We start from the raw sequence: 18680 nt of genomic DNA, 5'->3' as shown, positions 1-18680 counted from the left end.
ACGCAGTGTCCGGACACCGGGACGGAGTCGACGCAGGTGGCTCCGGTGGTGTATTCACAGTAGGTGTTTGCAGATCTGTCCCTCGGCCGGTTCGTCGGCGCCGTCGCCATCACGGTGGCCGCGTTCGTCGCGGCCGGATGCGGTGGCACCATCGACGGCAACGCCCAACCGGCGATCGATGTCGTCCCGGCCACCAGCAGTGCCGCGCCCACCACGTCGGGCAAGACGACCACCAGCAAACCCGCGCCGACCTCGAGCCGCGGCGGCGACACCGACTTCCAGGCCAGTGTCGGCGACTGCGTCGCGCTCGGCGGCACCGTCGACGACGCCACCATCGAGAAGGCGTCCTGCGGCAGCCGATCGTCGAACTACAAGGTCATCGGCAAGGCCAAGACCAGCAGCGCCTGCATCAGCGACCGCGACAACTTCTACGCCGAGACCCTCAACGGGATCGAGACCGGCGCCCTGTGCCTCGACATCGACTGGGTGGTCGGCGGCTGCATGGACGTCGGCGGTGAGGAACCCTCGCGCATCGACTGCACCGAGTCCGGCTCCGAGCCGGTCAAGGTGATCACGATCCTGAACGACTCCGACAGCGTCGATTCCTGCCCCGACGACGCCGATTCCGGCTTCAAGTACGCCGAGCGTCGCATCGTGGTCTGCGTGGAGAGCCTGTAGTTTCGGACGGGTGCCGGCGACCAAGACGGTTCCGCTGAAATCGGCCACCGGCCGGTGGATCCTGCTCTCCACCATCCTCGGCTCCTCGATGGCGTCGCTGGACGCCACCGTCGTCTCGGTCGCGCTGCCACGCATCGGCGAGTCACTGAACACCGATGTCGCCGGACTGCAGTGGACCGTCAACGGCTACACCCTCACCCTCGCCTCGTTCATCCTGCTCGGCGGTTCGCTCGGGGACCGGCTCGGCCGTCGGCGCGTGTTCGTCTGGGGGATCGCGGGATTCGCGATCACCTCGCTGCTGTGCGCGCTGGCGGTGAACATCGAGATGCTGGTCGCCGCGCGGTTGCTGCAGGGTGTGGCCGGTGCGCTGCTCACGCCGGGCAGCCTGGCGCTGATCTCGGCCTCGATCGATCGGGGCGATCAGGGCAGCGCGATCGGCCTGTGGTCGGGGCTCGGCGGGGTGGCGGGCGCGTTCGGCCCGCTGCTCGGCGGCGGGCTGATCGATCTCGTCGGCTGGCGCGCCATCTTCCTGCTCAATGTGCCGTTGGCGCTGGTCGTGGCCGTGGTCGCGATCCGGTCGGTGCCGGAGAGCCGTGATCCGGACGCGTCCGGGCGCATCGATATCCCGGGTGCGGTGATCGTGGCGCTCGCCCTCGGCGCGCTCACACTGGGCCTGATCGACGCCCATCCCCTGCTGGTGGTGTTCGGCGCGCTCGCGCTCGGGGGCTTCGTCATGGTCGAGCTGCGCAGCCCGAATCCGCTGGTGCCGCCCGCGCTGTTCGGCTCGCGGGTGTTCACCGTCGCGAACCTGGTGACGCTGCTCGTCTACGCCGCGCTCGGTGGCGTCTTCTTCCTGCTGGTCCTGCAATTGCAGCTGGTCTCGGGGTATTCGCCGATGGCATCGGGCGCGGCGAGCCTGCCGGTGACCGTGCTGATGCTGGTGCTCTCGGCGCCCGCGGGACGCTGGGCGCAGCGGCACGGTCCACGGATTCCGCTGACCGTCGGTCCGCTGCTGGCCGCGGGCGGCGTCTTCGCGCTGCAACGGATCGGTCCCGACGCGAACTATCTGACCGATGTCCTGCCGGGCGTGCTGATCTTCGGGCTCGGCCTGTCGGCGCTGGTCGCGCCTCTGACCGGCGCGGTCCTGGCGGCCGTCCCGGTGTCCGAGGCGGGCATCGCCTCCGGGGTGAACAACGCCGTCGCGCGCACCGCCCAGCTACTCGCCGTCGCGGCGCTGCCGGGACTGGCCGGGCTCTCCGGCGCCTTCGCCGACCCGGTGGCCTTCGCCGCGGGCTTCGACACCGCCATGCGCTGGTGCGCGCTGCTGCTTCTGCTCGGCGCGGGCATCGCCGCGGTGTTGCTGCGCGTGCCGCGCCAGGCCGCCGCACCCGATCGGGTGGACTGCTTGCCGCACTGCGCCGGGGCCGACGGTCCAGCGCTGGCACCCGTCGAACAGAAATAGAGCGGGCCGCGAACCTGTCGCGACCCGCTCTGTTCCTGCTGCTCAGATCGGGCGATAACCGGCGCCCGTGCCGCCGCGGGCGTTGATGTCGTTGATGATCGAGTCCATGTTCGTGCCGACCTCGGGACCGAAACAGGCCACCGCGAGATAGGCGTTCACCATGCCGACCAGCGTCGAGCCGACCACGACCGGCGCGCCGGAATCGCCTTCGACCACACACATCTGCGACCAGGTCTCCATCTGGGTCTGGAAGACATCGCCCCAGCTCACCCCGCAGGTGTTACCGGTCGTTCTGCCTTCCTTGCACACGATCGTCGGGAACTGCGCCGGTCCGCCGAGGCCGGTGATGGTGACATTGCCGATCCGGTTGACCGGGACGATCCGGCCGGGCGTGAACTCGATGACCGCGTAGTCGAGTTCGGCGTTGCTGTAGACGAATCGGCCGATCTCGCCGTAGCCACGGTCCACTTCGGCGGCGACCCGGGAGCCCGCGTCGCCGCAGTGGCCCGCGGTGAGGCCGACCAGTCTGCCGCCGCCGTCGTGCCCGACCGTCGTGAGCGTGCACTCGAACATGTCGTCGATGACGATGCCGGACCCGCCGCCGAGCACCGGTGGGCCGGGTTGTGCCTGCGAAGCGCCAGCACCGGTGCCGAGCAGTACTGCACCGAGGGCGACGGCGAAGGCAGCGCTGGCTACCTTGGCGAGTTTGCTGAACATGTCCCTCCAGACGTCGGAAGCCCGCACGATATCAATTCGGTTTGCCTATCGTGCCTGTATTCCGTCCCGGGCGCGCCACGTCCCCGCCCTGGTCGGCACACTTTCCGCGAACAGTGTGTGTTTGCTGCTTACCAGAGCGGTCGCCGAACCACCGGGTGATAGCCGATGTCTATTGGAATTGTGATCGAGCGACCAATTTCGAGTTCTGCGTGTGATGTGTCCGCGCATTCCGCCGAGCGCTTCGTTATGAATGACAGTTTTCCGCAATATTTGTTTGGCGCGACCGCCGGTACTGGGAATCCATGCCGGAAAACGACATCCCGAGCAATCTCCGGAACCACACAAATGGGGCCGGTAGGGTCCGACATGGCACGTCTCATAACGGGTTGTGGACAGTGACCTCTATCTATGACCGCGCTCACATGTCGGTGGTGTGTTCTGCACTACTCCGTAGTAAGGTGCGTCAAGCAAACAAGTCGCCGGGGCAATGAGGGCCGGCGTCGAGAGGGGTAAAAGCAGTGCAGTCGACCAAGAGTCCGCCCACACGTTCACGAGTCAGCGAGGCTGTCGACTGGAGCAAGGGCCTTTGGGACGACCATCCGAAGAAGTCGCTCGAGACCTTCGGTCGACAGATCACGATGGGTTTCGAGGCGATCACGGAGTTGATCGTCGCGATCTTCCGCAGGCGCTTTCCCTTCGACGAGTTCGTCCGCCAGTGCGCGTTCATGGCCAATGTCGCCGCCGCGCCCACCCTGCTCGTCGCGATCCCGATCGCGGTCATCGTGTCCATCCAGGTCGGCGCGGTCGCCGGACAAGTCGGCGCGACCTCGTTCATCGGCGCGGCCAACGGCCTTGGCATCATCCAGCAGGGCGCCCCGCTGGTCACCTCGATCATGATCGCCGGTGCGGTCGGTTCGGCGGTGTGCGCCGACCTCGGCTCACGCACCATCCGTGAAGAGATCGACGCGATGAAGGTGATGGGCGTCGACCCGCTGCGCAGGCTGGTCGCCCCCCGGCTCGGCGCGGCGATGATCGTCAGCTTCCTGCTCTGCGGCTTCGTCGTCTTCGTCGGCTTCATCACCGGCTACATGTTCAACATCTTCGCCCAGGCGGGCACCCCCGGCTCCTACATGAGCACCTTCGCCTCCTTCGCGGTCACCCTCGATCTCGCGGTGGCGCTGCTCAAGTCGGTGATCTTCGGCCTGATCGCCGGCATCATCGCCTGCGACTGCGGGCTCAACGCGCGCGGTGGCCCGGGTGGTGTCGCCAACGCGGTGAACTCGGCGGTCGTCAGTTCCATGGTCATGCTGCTCGGCGTCAACGTGGCGATCACGCAGATCTACGCCGCCGTCTTCCCCCCACAGGTGGTCTGAGCCTTGTCATCAACCTATGTACCTCCGCTGCTGCGGCCACTGCGCCAGCTCAAGGCGGCCGGCCGGGCGCCCGTCGACCTGCTCGCCCGCCTCGGCCACCAGGTCTTCTTCTTCCTGCGTTCGGTCGGCTCGATTCCACTGGCGTTCAAGCAGTACCCGAAGGAAGTCTGGCGGCTGCTCTCCGACGTCACCTGGGGTAACGGCAACATCGTCGTCGGTGGCGGCACCATCGGCGTCATCCTGATCATCAGCGCCTTCGGCGGCATGACGGTGGCCATCCAGGGCTACACCTCGCTGAACCTGCTCGGGCTGAGCCCGATCACCGGCGCCATCTCGGCCTTCGCCACCACCCGCGAACTCGGTCCGCTGCTGGCGGCACTGGCCTTCGCGGCCCAGGCGGGCTGTCGATTCACCGCCCAACTCGGCGCGATGCGCATCTCCGAGGAGATCGACGCGCTCGAATCGGTCGCCATCCGCCCGCTGCCCTACCTGGTCAGCACCCGCATGGTGGCCGCGGTCATGGCGATCGTGCCGCTGTACTGCCTCGGCCTGGCGATGGCCTACCTGTCCTGCTCGGTCACCGTGCAGTTGATCGGCGGGACCGCGGCGGGCACGTACTCGCACTACTTCTACCAATTCCTGGTACCGACCGATGTGCTGTACTCACTGCTCAAGGCGATCGTGTTCGTCATGATCACCACCTTCATCCAGTGCTACTACGGCTTCTTCGCCTCCGGTGGTCCCGAAGGCGTCGGCGTCGCGGCCGGTCGGGCGATCAAGATGTGCATCATCCTGGTCGTGTTCGCCGACCTGTTCATGACTTTGGCGATCTGGGGCGTCGACCCCGGCATCAGGATCTCGGGGTAGGGGCACGATGATCATCGATCCGAGTGGGCGTGGCCCCACGATGAAACAGCTCTACATCGCCGGCGCGTGCGGCCTGGTGGTGTTCGCGGTGATCCTCGGCTTCCTGATGGCCAGGTACCAGGGCTATTTCGTGCCGAAGGTCAACGTGGCCGCCAACCTGTCGACCACCGGTGACGGCCTGCCGTCCAATGCCGACGTGAAGTTCCGCGGCGTGCTCGTCGGCGTCGTCAAGGACGTCGACATCGTCGACAAGGGCGCGGGACAGCGGGTGAACATCGAGCTGAAGCCGGAGTTCGCCAAGGGCGTTCCCAGCAATGTCACCGCCCGCGTCGTCCCCAGCAACCTGTTCGCGGTGACCTCGGTCGAACTGGTCTTCAACGGCCCGTACGACCAGTACCTGGAGGAGGGTTCGCAGATTCCGGAGGACCGCAGCGAGGGCACGATCGCGCTGCAGGACACCCTCACCACGGTCCGCGACATCCTCAACGAGATCGACCCGGTCCAGCTGGGCCGGGTGCTCGGCACGCTCACCCAGGCGCTCGACGGCAGCGGCCGGGTGCCCGGCTCCACCATCGTGCGCCTCGATCACTGGCTGACCACCGTCGCCGACGCGGGCCCGAACCTGGGCGGCATGCTGGACAACTTCTCGGCCTCGGCGCGCGCGCTCAACCAGTCGGCGCCGGAACTGATGAACGTGCTCGGCTCCTCGGTGCAGACCGCCAACACCATCGCGACCAAGCGTGATCAGCTGATCGCGCTGCTCGCCGGTGCCAGCACCACCACCGACCAGGTGAACGACCTGTTCGCGACCAACCCCGATGTGGGTAAGGAAGTCACCGTCGGCATGAACGCCACGCTGGGTTCGCTGGCCGCCGATCCGGCGTCGATCACCAAGGTCTTCGAGGTCTTCGGTCCGTCGCTGGCGAAGCTGAACACCACCTTCCACGGCGGCCCGAACGGCAAGCAGATGGTGTGGAACGCGGGTCTGACGTTCACCCCGTACAAGCCCTACACCGTCGCGGACTGCCCGCGCTACGGCGATCTGGTCGGCCCGAGCTGCTTCACCGCACCGGCCGAGGCCTCGCTGCCGCCGCTGCCGGAGAACCTGAAGCCGCGCAGGCTCGATTCGGCCGCCGGTCTGCCGCCGATGATCTCGATCCCCGGTATGCCGGACATCCCCGGCCTCACCACGCCGGTGCTGCCGATGCAGACCGCCAACGGCACCGAGGTCGTCCCGTTCGCCGGTACGCCGCTCGAGGGTCTCGTCCCGTCGTTCGAGATTCCGGGCCTGCCCGGTCTGCTCGGCGGCGCGCCTGCTCCGGCGCCCGCCGCGGCACCGGATCAGGAGGCTCCGGCCGAACCGGCACCGGCGCCGTCCGGCACACCGATCTCCTACCACGGTGACGCCGCGATTCCCGGATTCCTCGGCCGCAAGCCGACGACGTCCGAATATCTGCTGCTCGGTCCGATCATGAAGGGCGGAACCCTGCAAGTGTCCGAAAACGGGGGTGGCGCATGAGTATCCGCAAGCCACTGATCGGGTTCAGTATCTTCGCGCTCGTCTCACTGCTGGTCACCGTGGTCGTGTGGAACACACTGGCCCGCACGGTCGACGGTGACACCCGCAAGTACACCGCGATCTTCACCGATGTCCTCGGCCTACGGCCCGGCGACGATGTCCGCATGGCGGGCGTGCGCGTCGGCAAGGTCGAGAAGATCGAGCTCGACGGCAAGAACGACGCCAAGGTGTCGTTCATCGTGCAGAGCGACCAGACGGTCTTCGACGACACCAAAGCCCTTGTCCGCTACCAGAACCTGATCGGCCAGCGCTACGTCGCACTGGCGCCGGGCCAGGAGACCAGCCCGACCGAGCTGAAGAGCGGCGCGACGATTCCGATCGAGCGCACCGAACCCTCCTTCGACATCTCGGCCCTGCTCAACGGTTTCCAGCCGCTGTTCCAGGCACTCGAGCCCGCCGAGGTCAACGCGATGTCGGAGACCCTGATCCTGGCACTGCAGGGTGACGGGGTCTCGCTGTCGGCGTTCATCGTCCAGGCCGCGCAGCTGGCGACCGATTTCCAGCGTCGGGACGCGATCCTGTCCGACGTGATCACCAACCTGTCCGGTGTGATGGCCGGGTTGGCCAAGCGAGGGGATGAATTGGAGACCCTGGTTACCCAGACCCGGGCGTTGATCGGTGGTCTCTACGACCAGGGGCAGTCGCTGCAGCAGTCGACAGTGGTGTTGGCGGATGCGACGACCTCGCTGGTCGGGATGGTCGGCAAGATCCAGCCCCAGCTGTTCGCCGCCCAGAACTCCTCCACCGCGGCGCTGAACCTGTTGCTGGCCAACGGCGCCAAGCTCGATCAGGCCGCCGTCGACCTGCCGTCGCTGCTGGCCTCCCTCGGCCGGATGACCTCGGAGGGCACCCACGCCAACGCCTACCTGTGCGGCTTGGACGTCTCGCTCTACGGGGTGCTGTTCCCCCGCGGTCTGTTCAGCCAGATCGGTGGCACCTCGCACTCGGCGGTGTGCCGATGAGCACCTTGAAGTCGAGGTTCCTCGGCAACCGCAATTTCTGGCTCGGCGTCATCGGGTCGCTGTGCATCGTGCTGCTGCTGGTCGGCTCGACGATCTACCAGTTCATCGGGATCGGCAAGCAGACCATCGAGGCGGAGTTCGTGCAGGCCGCCGGGATCAGGACCGGGGACAAGGTCGCCGTGTCCGGCGTCCAGGTCGGCACCGTCACCGGCGCCAAGATCGAGGGCGATCACGTGGTGATCACCCTCGACGTGGACAGCTCGCTGAAGTTCGGTCCCGACGCGCACGCCGCGATCAAGATGGCGACCCTGCTCGGCGCGCGCTACGTCGACCTGAAGCCCGGCGACGGATCGGGGCTCGAGGACAAGACGATTCCGCGCAGCAACACCGACGTGCCCTACAACATCGCCGATGTCGTGCAGGTCGGTACGCCGAAGTTCGAGGCGCTCGACACCCAGAAGCTGGCGCAGTCGCTCAACACGATCAACTCCCAGCTCGGCGATTCGCCGGAACTGGTTGCCCAGGCGCTCGACAGCGTCGGCGCGGTGGCCAAGGTCGTCGATCAGCGCAAGGGCGAGGTCGACAGCCTGCTCAAGGACCTGAACCGGGTCACCCAGCTGCTGGCCGACAACCGCAACTCGATCCTGCTGGTGATCACCCAGGGCGAGGCCATCGCCAACCGGGTGATGGAGCGGCAGAACCTGCTGCGCCAGCTGCTCGACAACATCGCCACGCTGACCCGTCAGCTCGAGGAGATCGGCGCGCAGAACAACAACCAGTTCGGTGGCACCATCGGCCAGCTCAACACCATGGCCGAGGGCCTGCAGAAGAACAAGGAGAACCTCGACCGGCTGCTGCAGATCGGCCAGCCCACCGCGCGCTACTTCAACAACGCGGTCGGCAACGGCAACTACGGCGATGTCGGTCTGCCGTGGATTTTCCCCGACAACTGGCTGTGCTTCGTTCAGGTGATCCAGGGGTGCGAAGGATGAAACTGACCAACAGGCTCCGCAGCGCGAAGTTCCTCGCGCGCACGGTGATGATCGGCGCCACCGCGCTGGCACTGGGCAGCTGCTCGCTGCTGCCCAGTCAGTTCGACGACGCGCTCGGCCGCTCGACCAAGATCACCGCGGATTTCGAGAACATCGCGGGCATGTACGAGGGCAACGAGATCATGGTCCTCGGCCTGCCGGTGGGCAAGGTCGACAAGATCGTGCCCAAGGGCACCTTCGTCGAGGTTCACATGACCGTCGACGCGGGGGTGAAGATCCCCAAGGAGGCGATCGCGGCGATCATCTCGCCCTCGATCGTCACCGATCGCCACATCGACATCAGCCCGCCTTACACCGGTGGCGAGGCGCTGAAGTCGGGCGATCATCTGCCCAAGGCGCGCACCCGCACGCCGGTCGAGCTGGACACGATGATCAAGACCATCGACCAGTTCGCCGCGGCGCTCAAGCCCGAAGAGGGCCAGGAGGGGCTCGGCCCGCTCTCGGGCCGGGTGCTGTACCCGGTGCTCGACGGCAACGGCCAGAAGATCCGCGAGACCCTCGACGCGCTCTCGGGCGCGCTCAAGGTCGGCGTCGACAACAAGGACGCGATCTCCAACATCATCATCAAGCTCAACGAGCTGACGACGATGCTGGCCGACAACGACCAGTCGGTGCGCGATTTCAGCAACCGGGTGACCGCGATGTCGGGTCTGCTCGCCGAGCAGGCGCCGGGTCTGCAGGCCACCCTCGATCAGCTCAATCAGTTCCTGGCCAACACCTCGACGACCTTCGGGGTGCACGCCGACGAGCTGTCCGCCTCGCTGACCGGCCTGACCAACGTCACCAATCAGCTGCGCGACAACTCCGGCGCGCTGACCGAGGTCGTCGACATCGTGCCGCTGCTGATGCAGAACATCGACAACACCATCAACCGCGAGAAGGGCTTCATCCGCCTGCACGGGCTGATCGGCACCTCGCTCTCGGGCGAGATCGTCAGCGTCTTCTGCGAGCGGATCCAGATGAAGGCCGATGGTTGCCGCTCCGGAAACATGCAGGATTTCGGCCCCGACTACGGGCTCACCGCCGCACTGCTTGGACTGACGAAATGACCCTACGTATGACGATCAATGCCCGCCGCGCGATGGTCGCGGCGGCCGCGGCGGCGACGGTGGCGATCAGCTCCGGTTGCGGCTTCACCGTCGAGGACCTGCCGCTGCCGACGCCGGGCGCGGGCGGGGACACCTACACCCTGCACGCGGTGTTCGACAACGCGCTGAACCTGCCCGATCAGGCCAAGGTCAAGATCGGTGGTTCCGATGTCGGCGTGGTGACGGCGATCAAGACCAAGAACTTCCAGGCCCTGGTCGACATGGAGATCAGCACCGACATCCAGCTGCCCGAGGGCAGCACGGCCGAACTGCGCCAGGCCACCCCCCTCGGTGACGTCTTCGTCGCGCTGTCGGAGCCCAAGGAGAACACCGGCGCCGGGATGCTGAGCAGCGGCGACACCCTGCCGCTCGAGTCCACCTCGGCCGGCGCGACCGTCGAGGAGCTGCTGGTCTCGGTCTCGATGCTGTTCAACGGCGGCGGTGTCGCCAGCCTGAGCCGCCTCGGCACCGAGCTCGGGTCGATCCTCAACGGCAACGAGGTCGAACTCGGCCACCTGATCACCGAGATGACCGGCGTGATCGGCGAACTGAACAACAACAGCGCCCGGGTGGACACGGTGCTCACCGAGTTCAACACCCTCGCCAACACCATCGAGGTGAACAAGGGCCAGCTCGGCGAGGTGGCCGACACGCTGCCGCAGGCGATCGGCGCCATCGCCGAGAACAACCGGGCCATCGGCGATCTGCTCACCAAGCTGTCCACCGCCAGTGCCGCCCTCGGCGACTACTCCAACACCACCGGCGACCAGCTCAACGACCTGCTGGTGAATCTGGACAGCCTGATGAACGCGCTGGCCGCGACCGGCGGCAACTTCGAGTACGTGCTCGACCAGCTGCACGCGATCCGTCCCGGCGTCGACGCCACCTTCCGCGGCAAGGGTCTGGCGCCGTACGCGACGCTGACCAACCTCGATGTCGGATTGCTGACCGATCCGGCGAACAGCAAGTTCCCTGATCTGAAGGACGTGAACGACTTCGTCGGCAGCTTCATCCAGGTGCTGCAGATCGTTCAGGGCCGAGTGGAAGGCCACCGATGAGCAAGGTGAAGAAGTTCTTCGGTAGCAAGATCCTGCTGGCGAACACCGCGCTGGTGCTCGTGCTGCTGGTCGGCGCGACCTACCTGCTGGTCAACGTGATGCGGGTGAATCCGCTGCGGTCCGAGTACGCCGTGACGGTCAATCTCGACCGGTCCGGTGGTCTGCAGCCGGGCAACGACGTGACCCTGCGCGGGCACCGGATCGGCAAGGTCACCTCGATCGAGCTCATCGACCAGGGGCAGTCGATCGCGGCGCGGGCCCAGATCGACGAGAGCTACAAGATCCCGGCCGACTCGATGATCCAGGTGGCCGCGCTGTCGGCGGCCGGTGAGCAGTACATCGACTTCCGGCCCAACAGCGATGTCGGTCCGTTCCTGGCCGACGGCGCGGTGATCAAGTTCGATCCCGAACAGATCAAGACGCCGGTGCCGGTGTGGGCGGTGCTCGACGACACCAGCGCGCTGATCGCCCAGGTCAACCCGCAGGAGTTCGACGTCATCCTCGACGAGCTCGACATCGCGCTCGGCGGTGGCCCCGACCAGCTGCGCGGCCTGATCAACGGCGTGAGCCTGGTGGTCGCCGGTCTGGACAATCTGCTGCCGCAGACGGTGAACCTGATCGCGAACCTGCGGGTGATCGCCGAGACCACCTCGAACGCCCAGCCGGATCTGCAGACGCTGACCAACAACTCGGGTGCGCTGCTGGCCCAGTTCAACAACGCCAACGCCGAGCTGCAGGGCGTGCTCGACAACGCCCCGGCGCAGTTCGAGTCGCTCGGTGCGGTCCTGGACAAGACGGCCGATCCGATCACCGGTCTGGCGGCCAACTTCGTCGCCATCACCAAGGCCGCGCAGCTGCGCCAGCCCGCGATGCGGTTGCTGTTCCCGTCGCTGGCGCTGGGTCTGGAGGCGGTCGGCGCGCCGGCGCACGATGGCGAGTTCCACACCATCCTCGATGTCTGGCCGCGTCCCACCTGCTACTACAACACCGAGTACCGGCGGAACGAGGAAGTCCAGGACGGGTCGATCCCGCGCTGGAACTACTGCACGAACCCGCCCGCCGACCAGCAGATCCGTGGTTCGGCGAACGCTCCTCGACCGAATGTCCCCAACAACGGCGCGCAGATGCCGCCGGGGGTCGACCCGAACGAACGAACCCCCATCCCCAGGTGAGTCGATGCCCGGTCCGGCTGCTCGCGGCCGGACCGGGCATACTCGCGAGGAGAGCGTGTGGCCCGGCTCACGGGGCACACGAAGGAGATCGGTGCGGTATGTGTGCCGGGAAAGAGCAGGATTGATTCGATGACCAGCGACGACAAGCCCGATCTGGACAAGTCCGAGCCCACGCTCGAGGGGACGGCGGCAACTCCGGAAACCGATGCGCCCACCGTCAAGGCGGCCACCACGGCCGAGCCCGCGGCTGCGGCCGCGAGTGGCGGATCGAGCGCGCCGACGGGCTGGATCGCGGCTGGTGTCGCGGGTGTGGTCGCCGTCGGCGCGATCACCGCGGGTGTGGTGTTCTTCCTGCAGAACAGCAACAAGGCCGAGAAGCTCGATGCCATCGCCGAGTCGACGCAGGCCGCCTGCGACTACGGCGATGTCCTGGCGAACTACGACTACTCCAGCGACCTCGACGGCTACATCGAGGCGATGAAGGCGGGCGCCACCGGCGACTACCTCAAGGAGTTCTCCGATGCCAGCGAGGCGCTCAAGGGCGCCATGGTGCAGGCCCAGGTGAAGTCCCGCGGTGAGGACGTGCAGTGCGGCTACCTGTCCGGGTCGACGGAGGACGTCAAGGCGCTGGTCACCATGACCCAGTACCGGTCGAACTTCACCCAGCCCGGTGAGGATCGGATGAACTTCGCGCTCGAGATGACCCTGGAGCGCAACGACGACGGCAAGTGGCTGGTCAGCAAGATGGACTCGCCGCTGCTGAAGGGCAACCCCGGCGCCGCGGCCCCCGGCCCCGCGCCGGTGCCGACCGAGGAGCCCGCGCCGACGCCGGGCAACTGATCGGCCGCGCGATACCGACAGCAGGACCCGGCAGCACTGAGCTGCCGGGTCCTGCTGCGTGCGGTCCCACTCCGGTCGCGCCGCGCCGTCAGAACAGGGTGAGTGTTCCTGGCGCCGCTGGTGCGACCGGCTTCCCCGTGGCCCGCGGCTGGGTGGCTCGCGCGACTGGCGTCGCGTGTTCGGTGCTCGTCTGAACGGCGGGTGCCGGGTGGTCGCGGCCGAGCGCGGCGACTTCGCGGGCGGCGACCCCGGCCAGCTTGTCGGCCTGTTCGTTGAAGTAGTTGCCCACGTGCCCGCGGACCCAGCGGAAACGCACCGGTCCTTCGCGGGTGGTGATGGCCCGGTCGATCTGCTTGATGATGTCGACGTTCTTCACCGCGCCGCCGGTGGAGGTGCGCCAGCCGTTGCGCCGCCAGCTGGTGATCCACTCCGAGGCGCACTTGATGGCGTAGAGCGAATCGCTTTCGATGAGCATCGGTTCGGCACCCGGGTGGGCGAGGATGGCTTCCAGCACCGCGCGTAGTTCGGCGATCTGGTTGGTGCCGGCGGCCGCTCCCCCACTGGCCGACGGACCCTGATGATTCACCCAGGCCCAGCCGATGGCGCCGCCGGGATTGCGCAGGCAGGAGCCGTCGGTGCTCACGATGATCATGACCGCCACCCTAGGCGATGCGGCCGACAAGATCGGTACCGTGGAATGCCTCTATCTCCCTTCGCAACCGCGACTCCGTTCGGCGCAGTGCCGATTTCGCGGCCGCGTCGACGAGGCCGTGGCACAGGCGGCCGAGCACACCGCGTGGTGGTGGATAGTCGGCTTCGGACGTCAGCACCGACCGTTCGTAGCCGAGTGGATCGAACCGCAGGGTCACGGTTCCGTATACCCGCCCACGCAGGGTATACCCGATGACGGCGTTCTGCCGGAATTCGGTGATTTCACAGGTGACCTTGGTGCGAATGATCCCGAGCAACAGAATCTTTGCCGTGTAGGCGGCACCGAGTCCGCGATCGGGCTCCCCCGCGGGTTCGAGTGCGGTGACGCCGTACATCCAGCCGGGCACGTGGCGGCGGTCCTGGGCGTAGGCGAACGCGACCTCGACGGGTGCGCCCACGTCGCACGCATACCTGATGTGGCCCATCAGATAAAAGTACTATAACTATCCTATTTATTGCGCGATTCCAGCTGATCGACCAGATGCTCGGCGATCGGCATCGCCGAGGTGGCCGCCGGGGACGGCGCGTTGAGCACGTGGATCGAGCGCGGCGTGCGTTCGATGAGGAAATCGTGCACCAGTGTGCCGTCGCGCAGCACCGCCTGCGCCCGGATCCCCGCGCGGTGCGGCAGCAGGTCGGCGGTCGTGAGTTCCGGGCAGTACCTGCGGCATTCGGCGAGATAGCCGCGCTTGAACACCGAATTGCGCAGCTCGCGCGCTCCGGTCCGGAGGTGGTCGCGGGCCACCCGGTGCAGGCCGGGGAAGCTCAGCACGTCGAGTGCGTCGCGCCGGTTCACGCTGCCCTTGCGGTAGCCCTCCCTCGACAGGCCGAGTACGGCATTGGGGCCCACCGTCAGCTCGCCATCGATGGTCGGGCTCAGGTGCACGCCGAGGAACGGCAGCGCCGGATCGGGCACCGGATAGATCAGCGTGCGCACCAGGTCGGCCCGCTCGGCGGGCAGCCGGTAGTACTCGCCGCGGAACGGGACGATCCGGAAGTCGGTGCGAATCCCCGCCATTCGTGCCATCCGATCGGCCTGCAGCCCCGCGCAGACGACCAGCGTGTCCGCGGTGATCGACCCGTTCGGTCCGGAAATCGTGACGGCGGAACCGGTTTCGCTGATTGCCTCGATCGCGGTGTCGAGCAGCACCCGACCACCCATCGCCTCGACCTGCGCGGCCAGCGCCGCGGTGACCCTGGCGTAGTCGATGATGCCGGTGGCGGGCACGAACAATGCTCCGACACCGGTGATTCGCGGTTCGCGCCGGACCAGCTCGGCGGCATCGATCGCCTCGACCTCGACCCCGTTGGCGATCGAGCGCTCGTAGAGCGCGAGCATCCGCGCGTGTTCCGCGGAATCCGTTGCCACCAGCAGTTTTCCGCACACCTGGAACGGAATGTCGTTGGCCGCGGCGAACTCCTTGGTCCACTGCGCGCCGGCCCGGCACAGTCGCGCCTTCAAACTGTCGGGCGGGTAATAGATTCCGGAGTGGATGACGCCGCTGTTGTGCCCGGTCTGGTGGGCGCCGAGGGTGGCTTCCTTCTCCACCAGCACCAGGCTCGCGCCGGGGAACCGGCGCAGCAGCCGGTGCGCGGTCGCCACTCCGACGATGCCGCCGCCGAGCACGCAGAAGTCATACGCGGCGCGCGCTGGATCGGGAGAACTCACACGCTGACGGTAGTCTGCTCCGGCTCGGTCGGCTCGGTCGCCGTGGGTTCGGCCGGATCGACGGTCGCGGGCTGCTGGACCCGCTCGACCCGCAGCGTATGGCTGCCGAGCCCGGGGTCCGACAGGACGAACACCACTTCGCCACGGCGAGTGTCGAATTCGGTGTGCAGCGCGGTGATGCCCGCCGGATCGGCGGTGCTGCCGAGGTAGCGCGCGGCCAGCGTCACCAGATTCGTGTCGACGGTGAAGGCCAGCGTATCGGTGCGCGCCGGAGCCACCTGGGCGCCGACGTAGGTGCTGCCGATCCGCACCCGCCCGCCCAGCGTCGAGTCGTCCGGCGTCACGCCGATGCCGCCCTGCTGCGCGGTCACCGCGGTCCTTGTCGCCGCGGGAACCGACCGCTCGGCGGCCACCAGCTCGACGGTTTCGGCGGTGAACAGCGGCTTGGACCGCTCGGGCTCGGGCAGCCGGTCGGGGCGCGGCACGCTGAACGGGGTGGCGCGATCCTCGGCGGGCGCCGCGAGTTCGGGGGTGTCCTCGACGAGGACCGCGTGGTTGACGATGTAGGCGCCCGCGGCGAAGGTGAGGCACAGACTGGCGGCCCCGGCTACGACTGTCACGGACAGGCGCGCGATCTGTGCACGTCGATATGCGGTCACGATGCGGTCCTTCCGGTGCCTGTGGGTGTCCCAGGGAAACGGGCCCGCATCGTTGAAAGCCACGCGTTGATACCCACGGTACTGGGTAAGTGGCACCGCACGGCGACTCGGCCCATGAGATCAGGGACACATCTGAAACGCCGACGTATCAACGCTCGTCATCGCGGCGTTTCACCGGGTGGCTGTTTCTCACACCCGGCAGTGGGTACTCCCGAAAGGCAGGCGAGCGTCATTCACGACTGCCACGGAGGTCAACCCCCGGCCAACGTTGTCCGGGGCAGTCGGCACGAATGGCGCTCAACGAAGGGCGCTCGCCTGTTTCTGGAAACTCATGCGAACTGGCCCGCCTCGCGACCCGCTCCCGGTGGACCCGCGAAGGCCTGGGCGATGGTGAGCCAGTGGTCGGCGTCGGGGCCTTCGGTGGTCAGCGCGGTGTCGGCACGGTGGCGGCGCTGGGTGGCCACCTGGCAGAAGTCGATGGCGGGGCCGGTGATGCGCTGGGGGGCGTCCTCGGGGCCCCAGGTCCACAGGGTGCCGTCGGGGGCCGTGAGTTCCACCCGGAATTCCTCGGCGGGGCCGGATTCGCCGTTGACCAGGTACGCGTAGTTGCGCGCGCGGACGCTGATGTGGGCGACGGTGCGCAGGCGGGCGGTGGGGGCCCGGGTGACGCCGAGTGCGTCGGCGACGTCCTGACCGTGTGCCCAGGTCTCCATGATGCGGGCCGACACCATCGACGCGGCGCTCATGGGCGGGCCGAACCACGGCAGTTTGGTGCCGGGCGGCACGGCGCCGAGCGCGGCGATCAGGTTCTCGCGGCCCGCTTGCCAGCGCTCGAGCAGGTCGGCGGGGGCGATGCGCGCGATCTCCTCGGCGCCTTCGTCGACGAAGGTGAGCATCTTCGGCACGGCCTCGGCCAGCAGTTCGGCGAACTTCGCGCCGTCGGTGACCGACAGCAGCGACACTTCGTCGGTCCAGGTCAGGTGGGCGATCTGGGTGGCGATGTCCCAGCGCGGGGCCGGGGTGGGTGTCTGCCACTGGGCCGGGGTCAGCGGCGCGACCAGGGTTTCCAGATCCGCGCATTCGGCGGCGAAATCGTCGAGCAGGGCAGCGAGGTCGGCCATGCGTCAACCATCGCAGCGGCTCAGGAAAAATGCAAGCACGCCTGCTTGTTTGGTTCTCGAGGGAACAGGCCGAGAACCCGCGGCGCCAGCCGCCGATGGCACAGCACCTACCAGCCGAAGGTCAGCAGATGCAGTGCGCCGACGCCGATGCCGAGCACCGCGCCGTGCAGATACAGCAGCCAGGCGTCCTGCTCCACCGAGGCGTAGAACATCTCCATGAACTCGCCGGGGGTGAGTGTGCGCAGCTTGCGGGCCGCGAACTCGTCGATCTTCTTGGCCTGCTCCAGCACGAACTGCTCGTCCTCGACCATGCCCGGCGCCAGACTCAACCCGGCCCCGGCGCCCGAGATGGCCAGGTTCTCGAACTGCTTCTTGCCCATCGCCGCGCGCACCATGAACGCCGTCGGCCCGAGCTGCTTGTGGATCTCCTCGGAGACCACCCGTTCGATCAGCTGCCTGGTCTTGTCGCCGTTGGGGCCTTCCAGCAGCTCGTTGGACAGGTTCTCCACGGTCAGCACCTGGTAGGCCAGGATGTGCGCGAGATCGGTCGCGGCCTGGGGCTGGCGCTTGGCCAGCAGGGCCTGGCGCCACAGGTACTTGTAGCGCGGCTGCGGATCGCCCGGCTCGAACACCATCTTGATCGCGATGACATTCACCGTCACACCGATCATCGCCGAGGCGAACAGCACGATCACCCACGCCGGAATCGCCCCCCAGTAGGGAATCTGCGAGTGCACGTGCAGATACAGCGCCAGGATCAGGCCGAACGGCGCGCCGAGCAGGCCGATCCGCGCCATGAACTTCAGTTCCGGCGCCGCGATCGTGGTGGTCAGGTCCTTGAGGATGGACGGGTTGCGGTCCAGGTACCGGATCACGAAGTTCTTCACGTCGAGGATCTGGTCGATGTTGTCGCCGAGGCTCTCGAACGCGCGCCGGCACAGCGCGGGCAGCTGCCGGTCGACGCGCTGGTAGACGGCCTGCTTCACCTGCCGGGGCAGCGAGCGCCACAGGTCCGGATTCTCCCGGTACATGATCTCGTCGACGATCGGCTGCACCTGCTCGCGCGACCGTTCGGCCAGGTAGTCGCCGATACCGTCGAGGTCGAGCTCGTGGATGAAGTCGCGGGGGCTGCCGATCCGCATCAGCGCCTTGTCGACGCAGATGCTGGCCATCTTCTCCGAGCGCGCGGGGATGAAGCCCTGGAAGCCGAGCCTGCGCCCGTCCCCGGAGAAGGTCGGCAGCACCTGGACCCGGCGCGGCAGATACGGGTACAGCACGTGCAGCATCGGGACCCGGAAGCCCTTGAACAGCAGCGGCCAGAACAGCATCAGCACGCCGGTCCAGTTGGTGAGCCAGCCCGCCAGCGCACTGAAGATCGGAAAACTCACCAGATCGACCACGAACTTCGACTGCCCCGTCAGCTCTTCCCAGTTGATGAAGAGTCCGGAGGCCAGTGTGGTCATCGAGGAGCCCCCTAGTGCTGACGCGCGAGATACATGAAACGTGAGGATATAGGCAACCACATTCTTACCGGTCGTGACGGGTGTCGAGGGGCAGAAGGGCCAGAACGTGAGCGCCGTGACAGCCGGGCGGCCCACCCATCGGCGCTAGGCTGCGGTCATCGAGTTCTTCCCCGTCACCTGTGCAGAGGGAGTCGTCGTGAGCAGTGTTC

18 protein-coding genes are annotated in these 18680 nt (G+C 67.3%); 11 read left to right on the top strand and 7 right to left on the bottom strand.

Annotated elements, in window-relative coordinates; genetic code table 11:
• Nucleotides 1–63: 63 nt before the first annotated feature.
• Complete coding sequence (locus ACFVVM_RS18040; RefSeq protein WP_387619100.1) at nucleotides 64–678, top strand: hypothetical protein; 615 nt, start codon at nucleotides 64–66, stop codon at nucleotides 676–678.
• Nucleotides 679–688: 10 nt separating this feature from the next.
• Nucleotides 689–2140, top strand: a complete 1452-nt coding sequence (locus tag ACFVVM_RS18035) for an MFS transporter (RefSeq protein ID WP_387619097.1) — start codon at nucleotides 689–691, stop codon at nucleotides 2138–2140.
• A gap of 42 nt (nucleotides 2141–2182) precedes the next feature.
• On the opposite strand, the gene ACFVVM_RS18030 is transcribed toward ACFVVM_RS18035, so the two are convergent.
• Nucleotides 2183–2857, bottom strand: a complete 675-nt coding sequence (locus ACFVVM_RS18030) for a serine protease (protein ID WP_387619094.1) — start codon at nucleotides 2855–2857, stop codon at nucleotides 2183–2185.
• 518 nt (nucleotides 2858–3375) lie between these two features.
• Between ACFVVM_RS18030 and ACFVVM_RS18025 the strand changes: the two genes are divergently transcribed.
• The 9 genes from ACFVVM_RS18025 (at nucleotide 3376) to ACFVVM_RS17985 (ending at nucleotide 12848) form a co-directional block, all read left to right on the top strand.
• A complete protein-coding gene (locus ACFVVM_RS18025) occupies nucleotides 3376–4230 on the top strand; it encodes an MlaE family ABC transporter permease (protein ID WP_387619091.1) in 855 nt (284 codons plus the stop codon).
• Nucleotides 4231–4233: 3 nt separating this feature from the next.
• Nucleotides 4234–5097 (top strand): MlaE family ABC transporter permease, encoded by an 864-nt coding sequence (locus tag ACFVVM_RS18020; RefSeq protein WP_387619088.1) that lies wholly within the window; start codon nucleotides 4234–4236, stop codon nucleotides 5095–5097.
• A gap of 7 nt (nucleotides 5098–5104) precedes the next feature.
• Nucleotides 5105–6616 (top strand): MlaD family protein, encoded by a 1512-nt coding sequence (locus ACFVVM_RS18015; RefSeq protein ID WP_387619086.1) that lies wholly within the window; start codon nucleotides 5105–5107, stop codon nucleotides 6614–6616.
• A complete protein-coding gene (locus tag ACFVVM_RS18010; protein WP_387619084.1) occupies nucleotides 6613–7638 on the top strand; it encodes an MCE family protein in 1026 nt (341 codons plus the stop codon). The genes ACFVVM_RS18015 and ACFVVM_RS18010 overlap by 4 nt, the downstream gene beginning before the upstream one ends.
• Nucleotides 7635–8630, top strand: a complete 996-nt coding sequence (locus tag ACFVVM_RS18005; RefSeq protein WP_387619081.1) for an MCE family protein — start codon at nucleotides 7635–7637, stop codon at nucleotides 8628–8630. The genes ACFVVM_RS18010 and ACFVVM_RS18005 overlap by 4 nt, the downstream gene beginning before the upstream one ends.
• Nucleotides 8627–9739 (top strand): MCE family protein, encoded by a 1113-nt coding sequence (locus ACFVVM_RS18000; RefSeq protein WP_387619078.1) that lies wholly within the window; start codon nucleotides 8627–8629, stop codon nucleotides 9737–9739. Before ACFVVM_RS18005 ends, ACFVVM_RS18000 begins: the two co-directional genes overlap by 4 nt.
• A gap of 8 nt (nucleotides 9740–9747) precedes the next feature.
• Nucleotides 9748–10836, top strand: coding sequence for an MCE family protein (locus ACFVVM_RS17995; RefSeq protein ID WP_387619075.1), 1089 nt, complete (start codon nucleotides 9748–9750; stop codon nucleotides 10834–10836).
• Entirely contained in the window at nucleotides 10833–12008 is a 1176-nt protein-coding gene (locus ACFVVM_RS17990) for an MlaD family protein (RefSeq protein ID WP_387619073.1), read from the top strand. Before ACFVVM_RS17995 ends, ACFVVM_RS17990 begins: the two co-directional genes overlap by 4 nt.
• A gap of 129 nt (nucleotides 12009–12137) precedes the next feature.
• Entirely contained in the window at nucleotides 12138–12848 is a 711-nt protein-coding gene (locus ACFVVM_RS17985; RefSeq protein WP_387619071.1) for a hypothetical protein, read from the top strand.
• 88 nt (nucleotides 12849–12936) lie between these two features.
• Here ACFVVM_RS17985 and ACFVVM_RS17980 read toward each other — a convergent pair whose 3' ends face one another.
• From ACFVVM_RS17980 to ACFVVM_RS17955, 6 genes are all read right to left on the bottom strand, one after another.
• The gene (locus ACFVVM_RS17980; RefSeq protein ID WP_387619069.1) at nucleotides 12937–13500 is read right to left on the bottom strand and encodes a ribonuclease H; all 564 of its coding nucleotides are present in this window, start codon (nucleotides 13498–13500) and stop codon (nucleotides 12937–12939) included.
• Between the two features lie 10 nt (nucleotides 13501–13510).
• Nucleotides 13511–13984, bottom strand: coding sequence for an SRPBCC family protein (locus ACFVVM_RS17975; protein ID WP_387619066.1), 474 nt, complete (start codon nucleotides 13982–13984; stop codon nucleotides 13511–13513).
• 23 nt (nucleotides 13985–14007) lie between these two features.
• Nucleotides 14008–15228 (bottom strand): L-2-hydroxyglutarate oxidase, encoded by a 1221-nt coding sequence (lhgO, locus tag ACFVVM_RS17970; protein ID WP_387619063.1) that lies wholly within the window; start codon nucleotides 15226–15228, stop codon nucleotides 14008–14010.
• A complete protein-coding gene (locus ACFVVM_RS17965) occupies nucleotides 15225–15887 on the bottom strand; it encodes a hypothetical protein (RefSeq protein WP_387619060.1) in 663 nt (220 codons plus the stop codon). The genes lhgO and ACFVVM_RS17965 overlap by 4 nt, the downstream gene beginning before the upstream one ends.
• A 329-nt stretch (nucleotides 15888–16216) precedes the next feature.
• The gene (locus ACFVVM_RS17960; protein WP_387619057.1) at nucleotides 16217–17008 is read right to left on the bottom strand and encodes a TIGR03084 family metal-binding protein; all 792 of its coding nucleotides are present in this window, start codon (nucleotides 17006–17008) and stop codon (nucleotides 16217–16219) included.
• A 107-nt stretch (nucleotides 17009–17115) separates the two neighbouring features.
• Nucleotides 17116–18471, bottom strand: coding sequence for a hypothetical protein (locus ACFVVM_RS17955; protein ID WP_387619054.1), 1356 nt, complete (start codon nucleotides 18469–18471; stop codon nucleotides 17116–17118).
• Nucleotides 18472–18680: the final 209 nt, after the last annotated feature.

The organism is Nocardia sp. NPDC058176, assembly GCF_042883805.1.
Lineage (GTDB): Bacteria > Actinomycetota > Actinomycetes > Mycobacteriales > Mycobacteriaceae > Nocardia.
This window is presented reverse-complemented; position numbering and strand designations above follow the sequence as displayed.